The sequence below is a fragment of the Streptomyces sp. NPDC026092 genome (genome assembly GCF_040638605.1).
In the GTDB taxonomy this organism is placed as follows: domain Bacteria; phylum Actinomycetota; class Actinomycetes; order Streptomycetales; family Streptomycetaceae; genus Streptomyces.
Map to the genome: position 1 here is coordinate 35,266 of NZ_JBEZYN010000014.1, position 20,187 is coordinate 55,452.

At 72.9% G+C, this 20,187-nt stretch carries 19 protein-coding genes; 11 read left to right on the plus strand and 8 right to left on the minus strand.

Features of this window, described 5'->3' with window-relative positions:
* The first annotated feature begins 77 nt into the window (after positions 1-77).
* Genes AB0F56_RS22625 through AB0F56_RS22650 form a run of 6 tightly spaced genes read left to right on the plus strand, consistent with a single transcriptional unit; the run spans position 78 to position 6,607 of the window.
* Complete coding sequence (locus AB0F56_RS22625; RefSeq protein ID WP_362012547.1) at positions 78-1,799, plus strand: ABC transporter substrate-binding protein; 1,722 nt, start codon at positions 78-80, stop codon at positions 1,797-1,799.
* On the plus strand, positions 1,796-2,773 hold the full coding sequence (locus AB0F56_RS22630) for an ABC transporter permease (RefSeq protein WP_362012549.1): 978 nt from the start codon (positions 1,796-1,798) through the stop codon (positions 2,771-2,773). Before AB0F56_RS22625 ends, AB0F56_RS22630 begins: the two co-directional genes overlap by 4 nt.
* Complete coding sequence (locus AB0F56_RS22635) at positions 2,770-3,630, plus strand: ABC transporter permease (RefSeq protein ID WP_362012551.1); 861 nt, start codon at positions 2,770-2,772, stop codon at positions 3,628-3,630. The genes AB0F56_RS22630 and AB0F56_RS22635 overlap by 4 nt, the downstream gene beginning before the upstream one ends.
* Positions 3,627-4,655: an ABC transporter ATP-binding protein gene (locus tag AB0F56_RS22640; protein WP_362012553.1), complete on the plus strand. Its 1,029-nt coding sequence runs from the start codon at positions 3,627-3,629 to the stop codon at positions 4,653-4,655. Before AB0F56_RS22635 ends, AB0F56_RS22640 begins: the two co-directional genes overlap by 4 nt.
* Positions 4,648-5,490: an ABC transporter ATP-binding protein gene (locus tag AB0F56_RS22645; RefSeq protein ID WP_362012556.1), complete on the plus strand. Its 843-nt coding sequence runs from the start codon at positions 4,648-4,650 to the stop codon at positions 5,488-5,490. The genes AB0F56_RS22640 and AB0F56_RS22645 overlap by 8 nt, the downstream gene beginning before the upstream one ends.
* A gap of 1 nt (position 5,491) precedes the next feature.
* Positions 5,492-6,607 carry an agmatine deiminase family protein gene (locus tag AB0F56_RS22650; RefSeq protein WP_362012559.1) on the plus strand — a complete coding sequence of 372 codons (1,116 nt, stop codon included), beginning with the start codon at positions 5,492-5,494 and terminating at the stop codon, positions 6,605-6,607.
* A 227-nt stretch (positions 6,608-6,834) separates the two neighbouring features.
* Here the strand turns inward: AB0F56_RS22650 and AB0F56_RS22655 are convergent, their stop codons facing one another.
* Entirely contained in the window at positions 6,835-9,222 is a 2,388-nt protein-coding gene (locus AB0F56_RS22655; protein ID WP_362012561.1) for a protein kinase, read from the minus strand.
* A gap of 136 nt (positions 9,223-9,358) precedes the next feature.
* On the opposite strand from AB0F56_RS22655, the gene AB0F56_RS22660 reads away from it, so the two are divergent.
* Positions 9,359-10,612: an NAD(P)/FAD-dependent oxidoreductase gene (locus AB0F56_RS22660; RefSeq protein WP_362012563.1), complete on the plus strand. Its 1,254-nt coding sequence runs from the start codon at positions 9,359-9,361 to the stop codon at positions 10,610-10,612.
* 46 nt (positions 10,613-10,658) lie between these two features.
* On the plus strand, positions 10,659-11,012 hold the full coding sequence (locus AB0F56_RS22665) for a hypothetical protein (RefSeq protein WP_362012566.1): 354 nt from the start codon (positions 10,659-10,661) through the stop codon (positions 11,010-11,012).
* Here AB0F56_RS22665 and AB0F56_RS22670 read toward each other — a convergent pair.
* Positions 11,001-11,669, minus strand: a complete 669-nt coding sequence (locus AB0F56_RS22670; protein WP_362012568.1) for an endonuclease — start codon at positions 11,667-11,669, stop codon at positions 11,001-11,003. The two genes, AB0F56_RS22665 and AB0F56_RS22670, sit on opposite strands and share 12 nt — an antisense overlap.
* Positions 11,670-11,882: 213 nt before the next feature.
* Between AB0F56_RS22670 and AB0F56_RS22675 the strand changes: the two genes are divergently transcribed.
* Together AB0F56_RS22675 and AB0F56_RS22680 are read left to right on the plus strand one after the other, a co-directional pair.
* Positions 11,883-12,305, plus strand: coding sequence for a hypothetical protein (locus tag AB0F56_RS22675; RefSeq protein ID WP_362012570.1), 423 nt, complete (start codon positions 11,883-11,885; stop codon positions 12,303-12,305).
* A 178-nt stretch (positions 12,306-12,483) separates the two neighbouring features.
* Positions 12,484-12,903 carry a TOBE domain-containing protein gene (locus tag AB0F56_RS22680; RefSeq protein ID WP_362012573.1) on the plus strand — a complete coding sequence of 140 codons (420 nt, stop codon included), beginning with the start codon at positions 12,484-12,486 and terminating at the stop codon, positions 12,901-12,903.
* A 14-nt stretch (positions 12,904-12,917) separates the two neighbouring features.
* Here the strand turns inward: AB0F56_RS22680 and AB0F56_RS22685 are convergent, their stop codons facing one another.
* The 3 genes from AB0F56_RS22685 to AB0F56_RS22695 form a co-directional block, all read right to left on the minus strand.
* Positions 12,918-14,870: an ABC transporter permease gene (locus AB0F56_RS22685; RefSeq protein ID WP_362012576.1), complete on the minus strand. Its 1,953-nt coding sequence runs from the start codon at positions 14,868-14,870 to the stop codon at positions 12,918-12,920.
* Between the two features lie 89 nt (positions 14,871-14,959).
* Positions 14,960-15,769 carry a molybdate ABC transporter substrate-binding protein gene (gene modA, locus AB0F56_RS22690; protein WP_362012579.1) on the minus strand — a complete coding sequence of 270 codons (810 nt, stop codon included), beginning with the start codon at positions 15,767-15,769 and terminating at the stop codon, positions 14,960-14,962.
* Between the two features lie 74 nt (positions 15,770-15,843).
* Positions 15,844-16,236 carry a helix-turn-helix transcriptional regulator gene (locus tag AB0F56_RS22695; protein WP_362012581.1) on the minus strand — a complete coding sequence of 131 codons (393 nt, stop codon included), beginning with the start codon at positions 16,234-16,236 and terminating at the stop codon, positions 15,844-15,846.
* Between the two features lie 257 nt (positions 16,237-16,493).
* Here AB0F56_RS22695 and AB0F56_RS22700 point away from each other — a divergent pair, with 257 nt between their 5' ends.
* The gene (locus tag AB0F56_RS22700; protein WP_362012583.1) at positions 16,494-18,041 is read left to right on the plus strand and encodes a PucR family transcriptional regulator; all 1,548 of its coding nucleotides are present in this window, start codon (positions 16,494-16,496) and stop codon (positions 18,039-18,041) included.
* Between the two features lie 24 nt (positions 18,042-18,065).
* On the opposite strand, the gene AB0F56_RS22705 is transcribed toward AB0F56_RS22700, so the two are convergent.
* From AB0F56_RS22705 to AB0F56_RS22715, 3 genes are all read right to left on the minus strand, one after another.
* Positions 18,066-18,464 carry a helix-turn-helix transcriptional regulator gene (locus AB0F56_RS22705; RefSeq protein ID WP_362012585.1) on the minus strand — a complete coding sequence of 133 codons (399 nt, stop codon included), beginning with the start codon at positions 18,462-18,464 and terminating at the stop codon, positions 18,066-18,068.
* Positions 18,465-18,663: 199 nt separating this feature from the next.
* Entirely contained in the window at positions 18,664-19,569 is a 906-nt protein-coding gene (locus tag AB0F56_RS22710; RefSeq protein WP_362012588.1) for an oxygenase MpaB family protein, read from the minus strand.
* Positions 19,570-19,646: 77 nt separating this feature from the next.
* A complete protein-coding gene (locus tag AB0F56_RS22715; protein WP_362012591.1) occupies positions 19,647-20,159 on the minus strand; it encodes a cupin domain-containing protein in 513 nt (170 codons plus the stop codon).
* Between the last annotated feature and the right edge of the window lie 28 nt (positions 20,160-20,187).

Sequence of the window (20,187 nt, forward strand, 5' to 3'; positions counted from 1 at the left end):
TCCTCACCCCTCCCTCCGTACCCCTCGGCACTCCTCCCCTCGCCGTACCGACTGCCGTACCGAAAGAGAGCGCGACGATGAGCACCGCACCGCCCCCGCCCCGCGTCCCAGGACGCCGCCAGGCCAGGACCGCGCTCGCGGCCCTCGCCTCGCTCGCCGTGCTCACCGGCCTCGCGGCCTGCGCCGGTCCGCCCCGTGCCGGGGCGGACGGAACCGGTGCCTCGTTCGCGCTCTCGGCCGGTACGCCCGAGCCCAAGGGGGAGATCGACTCCTTCACCTGGGCCGTCTACGCGGAACCGCCGACGCTCGACTACACGATGGCGTTCGACTACCCGCAGAACACGATCCTCTCCAACGTCTGCGAGAGCCTGATGCGTTGGACGCCCGGGCTCACCCTCGAACCGGGACTCGCGCGGCAGGCCACCAACCCCGACCCGAACACCTGGGTGTACGACCTGCGGAGCGGTGTGCGGTTCCACGACGGCCGGACGATGACGGCGGACGACGTCGTCTTCAGCCTCGGCCGGCAGACGGATCCCGCGAACGCCGCCGCCTGGGCGCAGAACTTCCAGAACGTCGCCTCCATCCGCACGACCGGCCCGCTCCAGGTCACCGTCAAGCTGAAGAAGCCCGACTCGCAGTTCCCGCAGTACATGGCGACCGCCGCCGGTGTCGTCGCCTCCAAGGCGGGAGTCACCGCGGCCGGCGCCGACTACGGCACCTCCGGCGGCCTCGCCTGCACCGGCCCGTTCACCCTCGGCGCCTGGCAGAAGGGGCAGTCGCTCGAACTGAAGCGCTTCGACGGCTACTGGGGCGGCCCCAAGGGCACCCGAGCCAAGGCCGGAAAGGTCGTCTTCCGCTTCCTCACCGACCCCTCCGCCCGGACCAACGCGCTGCTCAGCGGCGAGGCCGACGGCGGCTACCTCATCCCCACCGAGAGCTACGGGCGGCTCAAGACCAGCGGCGTCGGCACGCTCTGGTTCGGCGAGGGCCTCAGTACGGTCAACCTCGGCATCACGAACATGCGCGGCGCGCTGGGCGACGTACGCGTACGTCAGGCGCTCTCCCTCGCCCTGGACCGCTCCGGGTTCGTGAAGGCCGGGCTCGGCGGCGCCGGTACGGCCACCAGCTCCCTCACCACGCGCGCCGCGTGGGCGGCGGGCTCGCCCGACGTGCGCAAGGCCGCCTTCGCCGGACTGCCGCCCACCGAACGGGACGTCGAGAAGGCCCGCGCGCTCGTCAAGGAGGCCGGCGCCACCGGCAAGACCCTGACCGTCGCCACCAGCTCCATCGGCCAGGACGTCTCCCTGCTCGCCACCGCCGTCCAGGCCGCCGGCAGCGAGATCGGGCTGCGGATCGAGCTCAAGTCCGTCGCCCCCAACGCCTTCACGGCGCTCTTCACCGACCCGGAGGCACGCGAGGGCATCGACATGTTCCCGCTCACCTACTACGACTCGATCACCGACCCGCTCGACTTCCTGACGAACTTCAGGACCGGCGCGTACCTCAACTTCGCCGGGTACAGCGACAAGCGGTACGACGCCATCGTCGAGGAGGCCACCTCCACCTACGACCAGGACCGGCGTCTGCGCATCGAGGGCGAGCTCCAGCGGCACGCCGCCGAGCAGCTGCCGTGGATCCCGGTGGCGGAGTGGCCGACCGCCCTCTTCCTCAACAAGAGGATCACCGGAGCCCCGACCACCATCGCCTACATGTACTACCCGTGGGCCGCGGACGTGGGCGCTTCCGGCGAAGGTGCCACGGGCGCCGACCGGACCGAGCCGGGGGCCGCGCCGTGAGATCCGTAGCCCTCCCCGCCTTCCTCAGGTTCGCCGTACGGCGGGTCGCCGAGATGGCGGCCACCCTCCTCGTCGCCTCGTTCGTGGTCTTCGGCGCCATGTATCTGGCGCCCGGCAGCCCCGCGAGCTTCCTGCTCTCCGGGCGCTCCGCCTCGCCGGAGGCGCTCGCCGCGATCAACGCCCGCTACCACCTCGACGACCCCTTCGCCGAGCGCTACCTCCGCTGGCTCGGCGACGTCGTCCAGGGCGACTTCGGGCGGTCCCTCACCTACCGCACCGACGTCTCCCGGCTGCTCGCCGACCGGCTGCCCACCACGCTGCTGCTGATCACCATGGCGCTCGCCGTCGTCGTCATCGTCGGACTCGTGCTCGGCAAGGTCGCCGCCGTACGCGGCGGCAGGACGGACGCCACCGTCCTCGTCGCCACCGCGCTCGCCGTCGGCACCCCGTCCTTCGTCGCGGCCGTCCTGCTCCAGGGCCTCTTCGCGGTCAGGCTCGGCTGGTTCCCCAGCGGCGGCGCCGGCGACGGCTTCCTCGACATGGTGTGGCACCTGACCCTGCCCGCGATCGCCCTCGCGCTCTACCTGATCGGCATGCTCGCCCGTGTCACCCGCGCCGCCATGCTCGAAGCCCTCGACAGCGAGCACGTGACCGTGGCGCGCAGCCGGGGCGTCCCCGAACGCCAGGTCATCCGGCGCCATGTGCTGCGCAACTCGCTCGGGACCGTGCTCACCACCGGAGGCCTGATCGTCTCCACGCTCCTCGTCTGCACGGTCCTCGTGGAGACGGCGTTCAGCATCGGCGGCATCGGACAACTCCTCGAACTGGCCACCACGACCAAGGACTTCCCGACCGTCCAGGCCGTCTCCCTGATCATCGTGGCCCTCTTCATGGCCGTGAACCTGATCGTCGACCTGCTGCTGCCCCTCGTCGACCCCCGGATCACCCTCGGCACGAGAGGGGCCACCGCATGACCGCCGTCCTCACCCGACGCCCCGGACTCGCGAAGATCACCGCGAGCTCCGGCCGTTCACCCCTCCACCTGGTCTGCCTGGGCGTGGTCGGGCTCGTCGTCCTCGCGGCGCTCCTCGCGCCCTGGCTGGCGCCGCACGACCCCAACGCGGTCGACCTCGGCGCCGCCCTCGCCGGGCCCTCCGCCGACCACCCGCTCGGCGCCGACACCGCCGGCCGCGACACCCTGTCCCGGCTGCTCCTCGGCGCCCGTACCTCCCTGCTCGGTCCGCTCGGCGTCGTCGCCCTCTCCACCCTCGCCGGGGTGGCCGTCGGCACCGCCGCGGCCTGGCGCGGCGGCTGGCTCGACTCCGTCCTGTCCCGGTCGACCGAACTCGTCTTCGCCTTCCCCGGAATGCTCCTGGCGATCCTCGTCGTCTCGGTGTACGGGGAGGGGCTGCTCGCCCCCGTCGCGGCGCTCGGCCTGGCCTACCTGCCGTACGTCAGCCGGCTCACCCGCACCCTCGTCCTCGCCGAACGGGCCCGCCCGTACGTCAGCGCCTACCAGGTGCAGGGGCACTCGGCGCTCCAGATCTGCCTGCGCCACATCCTGCCCAACATCGCCCCCGTCGTCCTCGCCCAGTCCACCATCAACTTCGGCTACGCCCTCATGGACCTCGCCGGCCTGTCCTTCCTCGGCCTCGGCGTGCCCCCGCTGACGCCCGACTGGGGCCGCATGGTCTTCGACGGCCAGACCGCGATCCAGCACGGCTATCCGCTCTCCGCGATCCTGCCGTGCGTCCTCGTCGTGCTCACCGTCGTCGCGTTCAACGTGGTCGGAGAGCGCTGGGCCGACCGCGTAGCCAGGAGAGCCCGATGAGCCCCATGACCCAGTCGACTTCGGCCACGTCCGAGCCGCCCGTGCCCACGCTCGACATCCGGGGCCTGCGCCTCGGCCTGCCCGGCGCCGCCCGGCCCGTCCTCGACGGCGTCGACCTCACCGTCGGCCCCGGGGAGACCGTCGCCCTCGTCGGCGAGTCCGGCTCCGGCAAGTCCCTCACCTCACGCGCCGCCCTGGGGCTCCTGCCGCCCGGCGCCACCACCGAAGGCACCGTCCTGGTCGAGGGCCGCGACGTCCTCACCGCGACCGCCGACCGGCTGCGCGCCCTGCGCGCGGGCACCGTCGCCATGATCTTCCAGGACCCGCGCGCCACCCTCAACCCGCTGCGCCGCATCGGGGACTTCCTCACCGAGGGCGTCCGCTCGACCGGGCTCATGGACGGGCCGACCGCCACCGCCCGGGCGACCGAACTGCTCGGCGCCGTAGGCCTCGACGCGGCCACCCTCCACAAGTACCCGACGCAGGTCTCGGGCGGCATGCTGCAACGGGTCGTGATCGCCGCCGCGTTGATGGGCGACCCCGCCCTCCTCCTCGCCGACGAACCGACCACCGCGCTCGACGTCACCACCCAGGCCGAGGTGATCGCCCTCCTCGCCCGGCTCCGCGCGACCTTCCGCACCGGGCTGCTCTTCGTCACCCACGACCTCGACCTCGCGGCGGCGATCAGCGACCGCGTCTACGTCATGTACGCCGGACGGATCGCCGAGACGGGCCCCGCCGAAGCCCTCTTCGAGCGCCCCCGCCACCCGTACACCGCGGCCCTGCTCGCCTCGACGCCCCGCCTCACGGCCCCCGGCGGCAGACTCTCCGCCATCCCCGGACAGCCCCCCGACCTGCGCAGCCCCCTGCCCGGCTGCGCCTTCGCGGACCGCTGCCCCCTCGCCACCGGGATCTGCCGGGAAACCGCCCCGGACCCCCGGCCGGCCCCCGACCGGCCCGAACACCTCGCCGCCTGCCACCACAGCGACCGGCTCGCCGAAGAAGGAGCGGTCGTCGATGCCTGAAACCGAAACCGAACCCCTGCTGCGAGTGTCCGGTCTGAGCCGCACCTTCGGCACCGTACGGGCCGTGGACGACGTCTCGTTCACCCTGCCCGAGGGGGGCTCCCTCGGCATCGTCGGCGGCTCCGGCTCCGGCAAGACCACCACCGCCCGCATCGTCGTGGGCCTGGAGCGGGCCGACGCAGGAGAGGTACGGGTACGGGGCCGGGCCAGGCCCGCCCGGGTACGCGGCCGGGCACAGCGCCTCGCCCGGGCCCGCGAGGTGCAGATGGTCTTCCAGGACCCGTACCTCTCCCTCGACCCCAGGACCAGCGTCGAACGGGTCCTGCGGGAGACCCTGCGCCTGCACTTCCCCGACCGCGACCCCGAGCCCCGCATCCGGGAACTCCTCGACCAGGTGGGCCTCGGCACCCGCGCGGCCGACGCCCTGCCCCGGCAGCTCTCCGGCGGCCAGCGTCAGCGCGTCGCCATCGCCCGCGCCCTCGCCGTCGAACCCGCCGTCCTCGTCCTGGACGAGGCGGTCGCCGCCCTCGACGTGTCCGTCCAGGCCCAGATCCTCAACCTGCTCGCCGACATCCGCGAACGGACCCCGATCGGCTACCTGTTCATCACCCACGACCTCGGCGTGGTCCGGTGCGTCACCGACGAGGTCCTCGTCATGCACCGCGGCCGCGTCGTCGAGGCGGGCGCCACCAGCGAGGTGCTCGCCGCGCCGCACCACCCGTACACCCGGCTGCTCCTGGACTCCGTACCGCGCCCCGGCTGGAACCCGGACGGGATCGCGGCCGCCCACCTGGAGCTGTCGTCCCCTCAGGCACACCCCCACACAGGAGGATGAAGTGACGCGATCCCTGAACAGGCGAGGATTCCTCGTCGCCGCCGGCGCGACCGCCGTCGGCGCCGCCCTCGCCACGACGACGAACCTCGGCCGGGCCCGCGCGGCCGCCGGCACCTTCCGGGTCCCCAACGAGGAGGTCCGCCACGCCCGCACCTGGATGGCCTGGCCCGACTCCACCTCCATCTGGGGCAACAAGCTGAGCGGCGTCCAGGCGGACATCGCCCTGATCGCCCGGACGATCGCCAAGTACGAACCGGTCGTCATGTGCGCCAACTCCGGCAGCGCCGCCAAGGCCCGCTCGCAGTGCGGATCCTCGGTCACCGTCCTCAGCTCCATCCCCGTCGACGACGCGTGGATGCGCGACACCGGACCCGTCTTCCGTACGGACGGCCAGGGCGGCCTGGACGCCGTCGGCCTCAACTTCAACGGGTGGGGCAACAAGCAGGCCCACGCCAAGGACGCCCTGGTGGCCGGGCGGATCGCCGCCTGGGTCGGTGTCCCGTTCACCTCCGCCGACCTGGTCGGCGAGGGCGGCGCCGTCGAGCAGGACGGTGCGGGCACGCTCATGGCGACCCGCAGCAGCCTGGTGAACCGCAACCGGAACCCCGGGATGACGGAGCGCCAGATCGAGACGGCGCTGTTCGACGCGTACGGCGCCTCCAAGATGATCTGGTTCGACGGCGTCCGCGGCCAGGACATCACCGACGACCACGTCGACGCCACGTCCCGCTTCCTCGCCCCCGGCGAGGCCCTCGTCCAGATGCCCCTGGCCTCGGACAACGACGCCTACGCCCGCGACGCCCGCCAGCAGTTCAGCATCCTCTCCGCCTCGACGACCGCGAGCGGCGTCCCCATGGACACGATGAAGCTCCAGGGCCCGGACTACAACAAGATCCGCTCCACCAACCGGGACTTCCTGGCCTCCTACGCCAACTTCTACCTCTGCAACGGCGCCGTCATCAGCGCCCACTTCGGCGACACCAAGGCCGACCAGGCCGCCCGCGCGACCCTGGCCCGGCTCTACCCGGACCGTGTCATCGAGCAGCTGAACATCGACCGCCTCGGCACGGGCGGCGGCGGCATCCACTGCGTCACGCAGCAGCAGCCCGTCGCCTGACCCTCTTGGGCCCCACCCGGGTCTAGGTCGTGTCCGGAAAGTCTGGTCTGGCTCGCGACGCCCGGCACGCACTCCCCCAAGCTCTTCGAGCAGGGGGAACCCCCACGCTGCGTTGCCGACATGCCCACGTAGCTCGCTACGAGGGCATCCCGGCGCCTTGCGATCGCACGCACCGGACGCCGCGAGCCCCGCCCTTCGGGCGGACGACCATACTTTCCGGACACCCCCTAGGCCCGGGTGGGTTCGACGGCGGACCAGCCCTTCGTGGTCGGGGTGAAGACCACTCCGCCCACGACCAGGAAGCCGGCCGGGCCGTCCGGGCCGGTGGGGACGCCACCGCGCGGGACGGTGAACCGGCCGGTCTTCTTACGGGAGACCAGGTCGATCACCACGCCCGAGGTCTTGCAGCGTACGTACGCGAGTCCCTCGGTCACCACCACGGCGTTCGCCGCCTCCGTGCGCTTCAGGCCGGGGCACTCCTCCGCCAGCGGCACCCGCCACACGGCCTCGCCGGACTTCTGGTCGAGCTCGACAAAGGCCGGTTCGCCCTTCGGCGAGGCCGCCACGAGGTACACCTTGGCCCCGGCCGAGGCCGGTCCGGACAGGGTCGTACCGGCGTACCGGAGGTCCGTGGTCCGCCGCCAGGCGGGATCCCCGCGCAGCACACCCGTCCCGTCCTCCTTGGCACACAGGAAGACGGTCGCCCCGTCCGCGGACCCGGTATCGGACTCGCCCTCGGCCGGGCCAGGGCCCTCGTCCTGGGCCAGCGTCAGTCCACGCGCCGCGCACGTCCCGGGCAGCGCGAACCGGGTGCCGTCCTCGGGAGTCCCGAACGGCAGCTCCTTCCCGGTCGACGCGTCGAGGGCGGTCACGGAGCTGTGGGCCAAGGTGCCGGTGCTCTGCGACCGCCCCTGTACGTACACCCGGTCCGCCGCCACCCGCAGCACCGGGTGGCCGTCCTCGGAGCCGTACACCGTCCGCTGCCACAGGACCTTGCCGTACCGGGTCTCCAGAGCGGTGACCGTGCCCGACGCGTCGACCGCGAACACCCGGCTGCCGTCCGCGTCCAGGACCGGCCGCCCCAGCCGCTTCTTGGTGGGGAACTGCCAGCGGGGAGCGCCGTCGGAGAGGTCGTGGGCGGTGAACCCGTCCCTGCCGAGCACGATCACCGTGTGGCTTCCGGCGACGGCTCCGGGGGCCACCAGCGGGCTCTGCCCGTCGACGACGTCCTCCAGGAGCTGCCCCCACAGCGGCTCGCCGGTCGCCGCGTCGAACCGGCTGAGGGTGTCGTCCGAACCGGCCTCGGGGCCGGGGGCCGTGCACACCAGCGAGGAGTCCGCGTACACGCAGGCCCCCATGTCGTTCCCGCCGTTCCAGGCCCGCCAGCCGGCGGGGCGCCGGGCGGGCGAGTCCGCGTACGCCCGGTTGCCGGCCGGGCTGCCGCCGTCGGTGGCCACGTAAGCGGGGAGCGTCCCGTTGGCGGCGGGTTGCGCGGGCGGCCGCGTGGCGCCCTGGGACGGGGGCTTGGCGTCGTCCCGCGGACCGCCGTCCGGCTGGAAGTACCGTACGTAGACCCCGCCGCCGGCCAGCAGCGAGGCCACGAGCGCGAGGGCGAGGAGGGAGCGCCGGCGGAACCGCCGCCGCCGCACGGCCGCCGCGCTCGCGCCGGAGGCGATGTCTCTGACCGGCCCGGTCGGCGGTCCGCCGGCGTCTCCGGTCGGCGGACCCCCGGCGTCCTCGGTCGGTGGCCCGTCCGAGGATGATCCCGTCTCCTCGGCCTCCCCCTCGCGTACGGGAGACTCCCAGCCGGCCGCCGGGATCGCCGCAAGCGCGGCCAGCAGCTCGTCCGGTCCCGGTCGGTCGGCCGCCTCCTTGGCCAGGCAGGCTGCGAGCACGGCCTGGAGCGGATCGGTCAGCGCGCCGATCTCCGGCGGTTCCGACACCACGCGGTAGGCGGTCATGTAGTGCGAGTCCGCGTCGAAGGGCCCCCGGCCGGTCGCCGCGAAGACCACCACGGAGCCCAGCGAGAACACGTCCGAGGACGCCTGCACCCGTGCCGGGGCCGACAGTTGCTCGGGCGACATGTACGGCGGCGTGCCCAGGATCTGGCCGGTCGAGGTCAGCGTCTTCTGCCCGGCCGCCCGCGAGATCCCGAAGTCGATGACCCGCGGCCCGTCGTCCGTGAGAAGCACGTTGTCCGGCTTCAGGTCGCGGTGGATGACCCCGGTGGTGTGCAGCTCGCGCAGCGCCTCCACCAGACCGAGGGCGAGCCCCCGCAACTCCTCCCCGCGCAGCGGCCCGTCCGCCTTCACGCGCGCGCCCAGCGTCCGCCCCTGCACGAGCTGGGTGGCCATCCAGGGCCGCTCCGCGTCCGGGTCGGCGTCCACCACGGCGGCGGTGAAGGCCCCGCTCACCCGCCGGGCGGCCGCCACCTCCTGCCGGAACCGGGTACGGAACTCGGGGTCGTCGGCGAACTGCTGGTGCACCAGCTTCACCGCGACGAGCCGGCCCGAAGCGGCTCGCCCCGAGTACACCGTCCCCATCCCGCCGGATCCGAGCCTGGCGATCAGGACATACCCACCGATCGCCCGCGGATCCCCGTCCCGCAGTGTCATCTCCCGCCTCGCCCCCGTGTACGCACCGTCAGCGGCACACTATCTCGCACTACCATTCGCTTGCGCCTGACCGCAGTTGTACTGGACGACCACTCCTGTGAACGGCTCATCACACCCCGAGGGGGAGATCAGCGCAATGACCAAGCCTGAGAGCGCGGGGGACGACTACGACGTCGTCATCGGCGGAGCCGGCCTCGCCGGCAGCGCGGCGGCGGTCCTGCTCGCCCGACGAGGCGCCCGCGTCGCCCTGCTGGAACGCCGCTCGGACCCCGAGGCGTACAAGGTGCTGTGCACCCACTCCATCTCGGCCAACGCCTACCCGGTCCTCGAGGAGATCGGCCTCGTCCCCGCCCTGGAGAAGGCGGGTGCCCTCCACAACGACGCCCGCTGGTACACCCGTTGGGGCTGGATCGAGCCGAGGCCCGCACCCGGGGGCCCAGAGCTGCCGTACGCGTACAACATCCGGCGCAGCGTCCTCGATCCGTTGATCAGGTCCCAGGCGGCGCAGACTCCCGGCGTCGATCTGCTCCTCGGCCATCGAGTGGCCGGCCTGGTCACGGAAGCCGGGCGGACGGTGGGGGTGCGGGCCTCGACACCGCAGGGCGAGCGGGAGATACGGGCCCGCCTGGTGGTCGGCGCCGACGGCAAGGACTCGGCCGTGGCGAAGTACGCCGGGGTGGCCACACGGCAGTACGAGAACGCCCGGTTCGCCTACCTCGCGCACTACCGGGACCTTCCCCTGCGCGACGGGATCGGGCACGTCTGGTTCCTGGAGCCCGACATGGCGTACGCGTTCCCGAACGACGACGGGATCACGGTCCTCGCCGTGGTCCCGGACAAGAAGCGGCTGCCGGCCTTCCGGGAGGACCTGGAGGGCAGCTTCAACGCCATGATCCGCGGCCTGCCCGAGGCGCCGCCCATCGACTCCGCCGAGCGCGTCTCGAAGATCATCGGCCTGGTCGACTACCCCCTGCACAGCCGCAAGCCGACGGCGCCGGGCCTCGCGCTCATCGGCGACGCCGCGCTGACCGGCGATCCGCTGTGGGGAGTGGGCTGCGCGTGGGCCCTGGAGACCGCGCAATGGCTGACGGAAGCGGTCGGCCCGGCCCTGGCGGGTCAGGGCGACCTCGACAAGTCCCTCGCGCTGTACGCCCGCAAGCACCGGCGCACGCTGTCCCCGCACCAGAACCTGGCCGTCGACTTCGCCAGGTCCAGGCCGTTCAACCCCGTGGAACGGCTGATGTTCTCGGCGGCTGCGCGCGACGCGTCCATGGCCCGGCACATGCACCGGTTCGCGTCCCGCCTGATCGGCCCGCTGCGGTTCCTGAACCCCGTGGCGGTGGCCAAGGCGTCCGCCGTCAACTACCGGCACCGCAGGGCGACCACGTAGCCGCGGGGCACGGCTGAGGAGACGGCGCCGGTACGATCATGCGCTGGTGAGCCGAGAGGTCCGCGGCTCACCGTTCCGCCTGCTCAGGAGTCCCGTCGTGCCCGTCATGCTGCCGGTCCTCGCGCTCGTCGCGCTGGCCCTTCTCGTCTTCAACACGGTCCAGTGTGTCCGCGTGTGGCGGATCACTGAACTGCCGTTGTGGCGCAGGGTGTTGCCTGCGGTGCTGCTGCTCTGCGCGTTGGTGGCGAACGTCGCCCGGGTCTGGGACGGCGGCGCCGTCTCCCGCGCCTTCGTCCTGGCGCTGAGCATGTCCGCCCCGGTCCTCGCCATGTTCGAACTCGACCGCCACCGCAAGCTGACGGCGGCGCAGGAGACCGAGCCGTCCGGGTCAGCGGTCTGAGGATGTCCTACGGGACGACGGGGAACTCGGGGACGACCTGGACGTCTTCGACGACAGGCTGACGCGTACGAGGGCGGCCGCGAGGCGGGCCAGATCCTCCGGGGGTACGTGCCGCGCGAGGCCCGCCGGGGTGTGCGGGAGCCCGAGTTCGGCGGCGGTCGCGCGGGAGCGTGCGTCGAAGTACGGGCGCAACTCCGGCCACACGGCCTGGGCCTCGCGGCAGAAGATGTCCGCGCCCACCGGCCCGATCCGGGGCACCTCCCGCAGCAGCCCGCGCAGCCGCTCGGTGTCGCCTGCGGCCTCCTCGTGGAGCTTTCGCAGGTCACCGTGGAAGCGGTCGAGCACCAGCCGCGCGCCCTCACCGAGCGCGGTCGACGTGCTCTCGTCGTACCGCACGTAGTGGGCCCGCCCGAGGGCGTCGACGCGCTCCTGCCAGGTGGTGTCCGCCATCGCCTGCGGCGTCCGCAGACCCGCCGCGAACAGTTCCCTGGCGGCCGCGGTGGCCGTCGCGGCCTTGATCCGGATCGAGCACAGGACCGTGAGGACGAGGAGCTGGTAGAGCGGGGCCGGCGTGTCACGGAGAGTGATCCCGGCTTCGTCGGCGTAGGTCCGTCCGTGCTCGCGCAGCAGCCCTTCGACCGTCCGGGCGGACTCCATCGGACGCTCCTTCCGGCTGATGGCAGCAGGCTCGCTGAGCCTCTGCCCGGCCGCGCGACCGCCATGCGCGGCACGTCGCGTGGCCCCCTGTACACGCGGCGTGACCGCGCTCAGGGCGTACCGTGGATTCCACTGGAGTGAACGCGACGGGCGTCCGTGGCGAGAGGTCGTGAGTCCGAGATGGCGGTCTTCCAATTGACGGATGTGGCCTTGGTGTCGGACGAGTTCGGCCGGGTCACCGTGGACCTGAGCCTGCCGGAGCAGGACGTCGTCGAGCTGCCGGAGGGGACGGTCGTCGGCGTCGCGCTGACCTTCCGTACCGGCGAGGGGGTCGACGGGCTGACATTCGTGGAGAAGCGGTCGTACGAGGGGAGGACGATCGCCACCGCCCGTAACGTCCTCGGCGGGTTCCGGGCCGGAGGGCCGTACGAGGTCCAGCTGCCGGCCGAGCGGCTGCCCGTCGGCCGGGGCTGCGGGACGTACGACGTGACGGGCCGGTTCGTGGACGCCGAGGGCCGCGAACTCGCCCGCGAGAGCCACCGCTTCCGTATCGTCCACCGGCGCCCCACGGACGCCCTGAGAGAGCGCCGCCGCCACCACCGGTCCGCGACCGCGACCCGCCCGGGACCCACCTGAGCTCCCGTGTCATCAAGATCAAGCGGGACATTCCTGGAAACGCGAGGTCATCGCGTCCGTTCGGCTGGTGGATGCGATGTGGTTCGCGGCGAGTGATCTTCTCGCGGGTAGCGTCGGTCTCAGTGCAGGTCGCAGAAGTGACGACTGCTGGATCCCGGCTATGTGAGGCGTGTGCTCCATGACCCTGTCCATTCGTAACCAGCTCCCCGGCACCGTCACCGCGGTCACCCTGGGTGAGGCCATGGCGTCCGTGAAGGTACGCCTGGACGGCGGCCAGGAGATCACCGCCGCCATCACCGCCGACGCCGCCAAGGACCTCGGCCTGGCCGAGGGCTCCTCGGTCAAGGCCCTGGTGAAGTCCACCGAGGTCGCCCTCGCGACCGGCCCCGTCACGGGCATCTCCATCCGCAACCAGCTCGCCGGCTCCGTCACCGAGGTGGCGACGGGCGGCGCCATGGGCTCGGTGAAGGTCTCCGTCCAGGGCGGCGAGCTGACCGCCGCCATCACCAAGGACGCCGTCGAGGACCTCGGCCTGAACGCCGGCACCTCCGTCGTCGCCCTGATCAAGTCGACGGAGATCTCCCTCGCCGCAGCCTGACCTCCGGTCGGGGATCAGAGCGGAACGAGCGTCGGCTCCGTCGCCTTGACGCTGGTCCAGACGGACACGCCGTCGGCGATGCCGAGTTCGGCGGCCGACTGCGGGGTGATCTCGGCGACGAGGTCGGGAGTCTCGTGTGAGGTGATGAGCACGCGCAGCCGGCTGCCGCTGGTCGTGATCTCGCGTACGGTGCCGGGCCAGACGTTACGGGGGCTTCCGGCGGGCTTCTCACGGTGGACGGAGACCGCCTCGGGCGCGACGATCGCGAGCGCGGGCGTGCCCGGCGGCGGCGGATCGGTCGCCACCAGGACACCGCCGCCGTCGAGGGCGAGGCCCTCCGGGGTCGCGGTGCCCGGCCAGGCGTTGCGGCCGAGCATGCGGGCCACCCAGGGCGAGCGCGGGTGGCGGGTGACCTCGGCCGGGGAGTCGTCCTGGAGGGCGCGTCCGTCGTCGAGCACGAGCACGCGGTCGGCGAGCGAGACGGCCTCGACGGGGTCGTGGGTGACGATCAGGCAGACGCCCCCGAAGCCCGCGAGGTGGGTGCGCAGGGTGTGCCGTACGTGGGCGCGGGTGGTCTGGTCGAGCGCGGCGAGCGGTTCGTCCAGGACCAGGAGCCGGGGCCGGGCCGCGAGGGCACGGGCCAGGGCGACGCGCTGGGCCTGGCCGCCGGACAGCTGGCCGGGGCGGCGGTGCGAGAGATGGCCGACCCCGAGCCGGTCGAGCCACGCCTGCGCCTCGCGCCGGGCCTCGCCCCGGGAGACGCCCTGGGCGCGCAGGCCGAAGGCGATGTTGGCGAGGGCCGTCAGATGCGGGAAGAGCGCGCCGTCCTGGGGGACCCAGGCGACGTGGCGGCGGTGCGGCGGCAGGGCGGTGACGTCGGTGTCGCCGAGGGTGAGGTCCGCGTGCGCGCGGGGCGTGAGGCCGAGGAGGGCGCGGAGCAGGGTGGTCTTCCCGGCGCCGTTCGGGCCGACGACGGCGATGGTGGTGCCCGCTTCGGCGTCCAGGGTGAGGTGCGTGAAGCCGGTGAGTTCGGCGTGCAGGGTCCAGCGTTCAGAGGACTGCGCCGCGACAGGCTCCGCCTTGGCTGCTGGGACACGTCCCGCCTCCGCTTCGGCTTCCGCGTCCGCGTCCACCGGGGGAGCGGGACGCCGCTCCCGGTCGGTCGGGGTGCCGGTCCACCGCCCGCGCAGGGCGATGAGCACGCCCATGGCGATGGCGAGGAGCAGCAGGGAGACGGAGGTGGCCGCTTCCGGTTCGTCCTGGAGCAGCAGGTAGACCTGGAGGGGCAGGGTCTGGGTGGTGCCGGGCAGGTTGCCGGCGAAGGTGATGGTGGCGCCGAACTCGCCGAGCGCCCGCGCCCAGGTGAGGGCCGCGCCCGCGATGACCCCGGGGGCCACCATGGGCAGGGTGACGGTGAAGAAGACGCGTACCGGCGAGGCGCCGAGGGAGGCCGCCGTCTCCTCGTAACGGGGCCGCAGCCCGCCGAGGGCGCCCTCCAGGCTGATGACGAGGAAGGGCATCGCGACGAAGGTGGCCGCGAGGACGGCGCCTGAAGTGTGGAAGGGCAGCGTGATGCCGAAGGTGTTCTCCAGCCACGGCCCGAGCAGCCCGCGCCGGCCGAAGGCGAGGAGCAGGGCCACACCGCCGACCGTGGGCGGCAGGACCATCGGCAGCAGGACGAGCGAGCGGACGAGCGCCTTGCCGGGGAAGGGGACCCGGGCGAGCAGCCAGGCGAGCGGCACGCCGAGCAGCAGCGAGAGCCCGAGCGCCCAGAAGGAGACGACGAGCGACAGCTTGAGCGCCTCGACGGTGCCCGGCGAGGACAGGTGGTCGGCGAGCTCGCCCCACTCGGTCCGTACGAGGATCCCGAGCAGCGGGAGCGTCAGGAAGGCCACGGCAAGCAACGCGGGCAGCGCCAGCGTCAGGGGGGGACGTGCGCCTGGCGTACGCGCGCCTGCTCGTTTCATCGATGACCCCGCAGTGAGAAGACATGAGGAGGGGCTGTCCGTCCCCCCGGACGCGGACAGCCCCTCACGATATGAGCGATCCCGGGCTGTTACGGCTTCTGGAAGCCGGCGTCCTGGAGGATCTTCTGGCCCTCGGGCGAGGACAGCCACGCGACGAAGGCGGCGGCCGCCTCGGCGTTCTTGGAGTCCTTGAGCGTGGCGGCCGGGTACTGCGCGATGGCGTTCTGCGCGTCGGGGATCTCGACGGCGTCGACCTTGTCCCCGGCGCTCGCGGCGTCGGTCTTGTAGACGAGGCCGGCGTCGGCCTCGCCCAGCTCGACCTTGCTGAGCACGGCGCGGACGTTGGGCTCCTGGGAGACCGGCTTGACCGTGATCTTCTGGGCGTCGAGGACCTGCTTGCTGTACTTGCCGGCCGGGACCTCGGGCGCGGCGAGAACGACCTTGAGCTTGGTGTCCGCGAGGTCCTTCAGGTCGTCGACCTTGTGCGGGTTGCCCTCGCCGGTGGCGATGACGAGCCGGTTCTTGGCGATGATCGCCGGGGTGCCGGTGTCGGCCTTGACCTTGTCCATGCTCTTGGTGTCGGCGGTGACCAGGACGTCGGCGGGCGAGCCCTGCGAGACCTGGGCGACGAGCTCCTGCGAGCCGGCGAAGGAGAACGTCACCTTGGTGCCGGGGTTGGCCTGCTCGTACGCGGCGCCGGCCGTCTTGAAGACGTTGGTCAGCGAAGCCGCGGCGAGCACGGTCAGGTTGGCCTTGGGGGCGGCACTCGCGGAGCCGGAGGCGGTGGAGCCGCCGGTGTCCTTCTTGGTGTCGTCGTTGCCGCACGCGGCGAGCGGGACGAGCAGGGCCGCGGTGAGGGCGGCAGCGGCGGCACGTCGTCTGGTGAGGGTGAAGGACATGAGGGTCGTAACTCCTTGGGGACGAACGGAAGGTGCGGCGGGGGCCGGTCGCGCCGGCGGCCGGGTGGGTGCGTTCAGGTGCGGTCGATGTGCACGCTGGTCGACTTCACGCGGGCGGTGGCCTGCATGCCGACTTCCAGTCCGAGTTCCTCCACGGCCTCGCGGGTGAGGAGGGATACCAGCCGGTGCGGGCCGGCCTGGAGGGTGACCTGGGCCGCGATGTCGCCGAGCTTGATCGCCGTGACGATGCCGGGGAAGGCGTTGCGGGCGGAGGTGTAGGACGCGTCGTCCTCGCCCCCGCCCTGGGCGATCTCCGTCGAGAACGAGGCGAGCGACCTGCCGTCGATGACGCGCCGCCCGCTCTCGTCGCGATGCGTCGCGACCCTGCCCGCATCCGCCCAGCGCCGCGCGGTGTCGGGGCTGACGCCCAGAAGCCGTGCGGCCTGCCCGATGGTGTAGGACTGCATGTGCGACACCGTAGGGCGATCTGGCTCTCATCTGCAACAAAGTCGTGTGACTCTCCATCGCGGATGAGAGTGGGCTTGGAGAAAGGTACGGGGAGGGAGGGGTGACGTCTCACCCCTCGGACGGGAGGAGCCTGGCCCCTCGGCACATTCGAGAGGTGTTTCGTCACCCTGACTTCGCACCTACGATGACGGAACCCTCATTCGCTTGGTGAATGTGAGGTGCGGGCCTCGTCCGCGAGTACGACAAGGAGTCCCGTATGCAGGTCGATCACCTTCTCCGTCTCGACCGTCTCGACCTCTCCCTCGTCTGGGGCGAAGAGGCCCTGCTCGACCAGGAGATCGGCGGCGTCACGGCGACCGACCTGGAGGACCCGGCCCGGTTCCTGCAGCCGGGCGAGATCGTCCTCAGCGGCCTCGTGTGGTGGGCCCGCGACGGCGATCCGGTCAAGACCGACCGGTTCGTGTCCGCCCTGCGCGAGGCGGGTGCGGTGGCCCTGCTCGCGGGGGAGGAGACGCACGGCGAGGTGCCGGCCGAGCTGGCGGACGCCTGCCGGAAGCACCGCGTCGCCCTGCTCGCGGTGCCCGCGCACACCAGCTTCCGGGCCATCACCGAGGCCGTCTACCTCCGCCAGTGGGGCGAGCTCAGCCGCCGCCCCACGGACCACTACGCGCTCCCCGAGAACGTGCGCGTCGACCTCGAACGCGCCCTGGAACGCGGCGCGTCGGCGGCCGAACTCCTCGACCTCTCCTTCGCCCACCTCGGCACGCCCGACTGCCACCTCCTCACCGGCAGCGGGCGTACGGTCGCCCGGACCGCGACCGCGCCCGAACTCCCCGCCCGGCGCGCGGCGGAGGCGTTGCGCGGCCGGCTCGGTACGACCGTACGGATCGAGGCCGACGACAGCGTCTTCGACACCTGGTACCTGCACCTGCCCGAGGACGGCCAGGTGCCGCCCCGGATCCTGCACGAGATCGGTGACCTGGTCGGCCGTCACCGCCGGCGCCAGGACCTGCGGGCGGCGCCCGGCAGGCAGGCCCACGAGGAGCTGGTGACCCGGGTGGGCTCGGCGTACGGGGAGGTGAACGCCCTTGAGGAGGCGCTCCGTTCGTGCGGCCTCGCCGGCGCCGCCGCGTACACCGTGGTGGTCGCGGCCTCGGACAACCCGGACGAGCGGGGCGACGCCGCCGCGGCCCTCGCGGAGGGCCTGAAGCACCAGCGTACGGTCGCGTTCGCCGTCGCCGGGCGGGTGGAGGGCGAGGCCGTCGCGGTCCTCGCGCACGAGCCGGACCCGGGCGGGGCGGTGCCCGCACGGCTCGGCGAGGTGTGGCCGCTGCTCCACGCCTGCCGCCCCGGGGCCGCCCTGCACGCCGGGGTCAGCGACCCCGTCCCGGGCCCCGCCGACCTCCCCGGCGCCCTCGCCCAGGCCCGCTACGCCCTCGCGGCCGCCCGGTCGGCGACATCGGAGGCTTCCGCTGGCGCGGCGGCGGCGCGGGTGGCGCGCCCTGCGGACCTCGCCGACCTCGGGACGCTGCTCGCGGGCGTCCCCGTCGACGTACGGGCGGCGTACCTGGACACCGTCCTCGGCCCCCTGCTGGACGCCGGCAAGGGTTCGAACGCGACGCTCCTGGAGACCCTGGAGGTCTTCCTGGCGCACAACTGCTCCTGGGCGAGGACGGCCGAGGCCCTGCACCTTCACGTGAACACGGTCCACTACCGCGTCGAGCGCATCGAGGCCCTCACGGGCCGCGACCTGTCCCGCCTCGACCACAAGCTCGACCTGCGGGCGGCCCTGCTCTGCCGCTGAAGGCTGCCGGGACGAGGGTGAGGGTCAGGGAAGGTCGATGTGCACGCTGGTCGACTTCACCCGCGCGGTGACCGTGACGCCGACCTCCAGGGCCAGCTCCTCGACGGCCTCGCGCGTCACGAGGGACACGAGCCGGTGCGGCCCGGACTGCACCTCGACCTGCGCGGCCACGTCGTCGACGCGTACGGCGGTCACGATCCCGACGAACGAGTTCCGTACGGAGGTCGGGACGTCGTCCTCCGGGACGGCGTGCAGCCCGGCGCCGCGCTCGCCCGCGAACCGGGCCAGCGCGACCCCGTCGATCGTGCGCTTGCCGGCCCCGTCGCGCTCCATGCCGAGCCTGCCGCCGTCCGCCCACCGGCGAACGGTCTCCGAACTCACTCCGAGCAGCTGCGCGGCCTGCCCAATGCTGTACGACGGCACACCCGCACTCTAGGGCCTTTCGTTTGGATCATGCCGGGCTCGCGGGCCCTGGCACCGCTCCCCCAAGCTCTTCGAGCAGGGGGTACCCCCAGCCGCGTTGTCGTCGGTCGCCAACGCTCCGCGTTGACTCCCTCCTCCGCCTTGCGAGACACGGCACCAGACCCCGCTCCCTGATCCGGCCTGATCCAAACGACAGGCCCTAGGTCACCCCCGCGGCGGACGGCGCTCCGGCGGCCGGTGGCAGGGGCGGGGGCGGGATCGCCCACCGGACCAGGGCGATGATCGCGCGCCCGGCGAGCGGGGCGACGGGCAGCATGAGGCGGACGGAGAGCGGCGGGTCGAGCGCGGCCCTGACCCACCGGGGCAGGAGCGCGACGGCCGCGGCCGCCAGGAAGGCGTACGGGAGCCGTGCGGGGCGGGGGATCGGCGGGTGCGCCAGCAGGAAGCGCGCCGTCGCGCGGGACTCCGGGGTGCCGCGCAGCTCGGGCCGGTAGGCGGCGAGGCGGGCGGTCAGTTCGGCCATCGTCGCGGGCGGGTCGGTCACGCCGAGCCGGCGCGCGACGAGCGCCATGTCGGCGACGTAGCCGTCCTGTTCGGCCGTACCGAGCGGGCGGCGGCCGTAGCGCTGGTGGGCCCGCAGGAAGCAGGACGCCTCGGCGATGTGCACCCACGTGAGGAGGTGCGGATCGGACGCGCGGTACGGCACTCCCGCGGACGTCCGCCCGACGACCCGCGCGTGCACCTCCCGCACCCTGCGCACCGCGGCCTCGGCGTCGTCGCTGGTGCCGAACGTCGTCACGGCCAGGAAGGTGCTGGTGCGCTGCAGCCGCCCCCAGGGGTCTCCCTGGAAGCCGGAGTGCGCGGAGACCGCGGCCATGGCGACCGGGTGGAGCGACTGGAGCAACAGGGCCGCGAGCCCCCCGACGTACATGGACGCGTCGGAGTGCACCCGGCGCACAGGCCGGTCGGGGCCGAACCATCGAGGCCCCGGCGTGCCGTGGATACGGGCGCGCTTCTGGTGCGCCGCCGGGCCCGCGACCCGCTGCAACAGGGCCTCACCGGCTCGTTCCCGCAGTCCTTGGGCGAGCAGTGACGGCGATTGCACACGTCCAGTATGTCCGGGGTGCCGCGCGCCCGCAGGTGGTCGCCTCCCGACCGGACACCCGACGCGGCTCGCCCGGGCTACTGCCCGGTCTTGGTGGGCACCAGGTCGAAGTGGTCGTCCTGGTACTGGAAGAGGAGGCAGTCCTCTCCCTTCTCGCATCCGCTCAGGTGCGGCTTGTCCGCGGGGAGCTTGTAGTAGGAGCCGGCCGGGTACTGGACGCGCTTCCCGTCGATGTCCGCGTAGAAGGTGCCCTTCAGGACGACGGTCGGGAGGTCCTGGGTGTGGATGTGCATCGGGTTGTCCTTCCCGGCGGGGAAGCGCACGAACGCCTCGTAGCTGCCGCTCCCCGCGAGGTCGCCGCGTACGTTCGCGTATTTCACGCCGCCCGACTCCGGAAGCTCCTCCCAGGGGAGGCTGGGCGAGGGGAAGGAGAGGAACGCGGACGTCTTCCTGCTCTCCTGGGCACTCGTGGCCTGGGACGTGGCGTTGGCCTTGGCTTCGGCGTCGTCGCCGGCCGAGCAGGCTGCCGGCAAGGCGACCGAAGTCATGGCGGCCACAACCGCGGTGAGGGTCCCTGCCTTGGCACGCATGGCTGTCTCCCAACACTTCAGGGGTCTC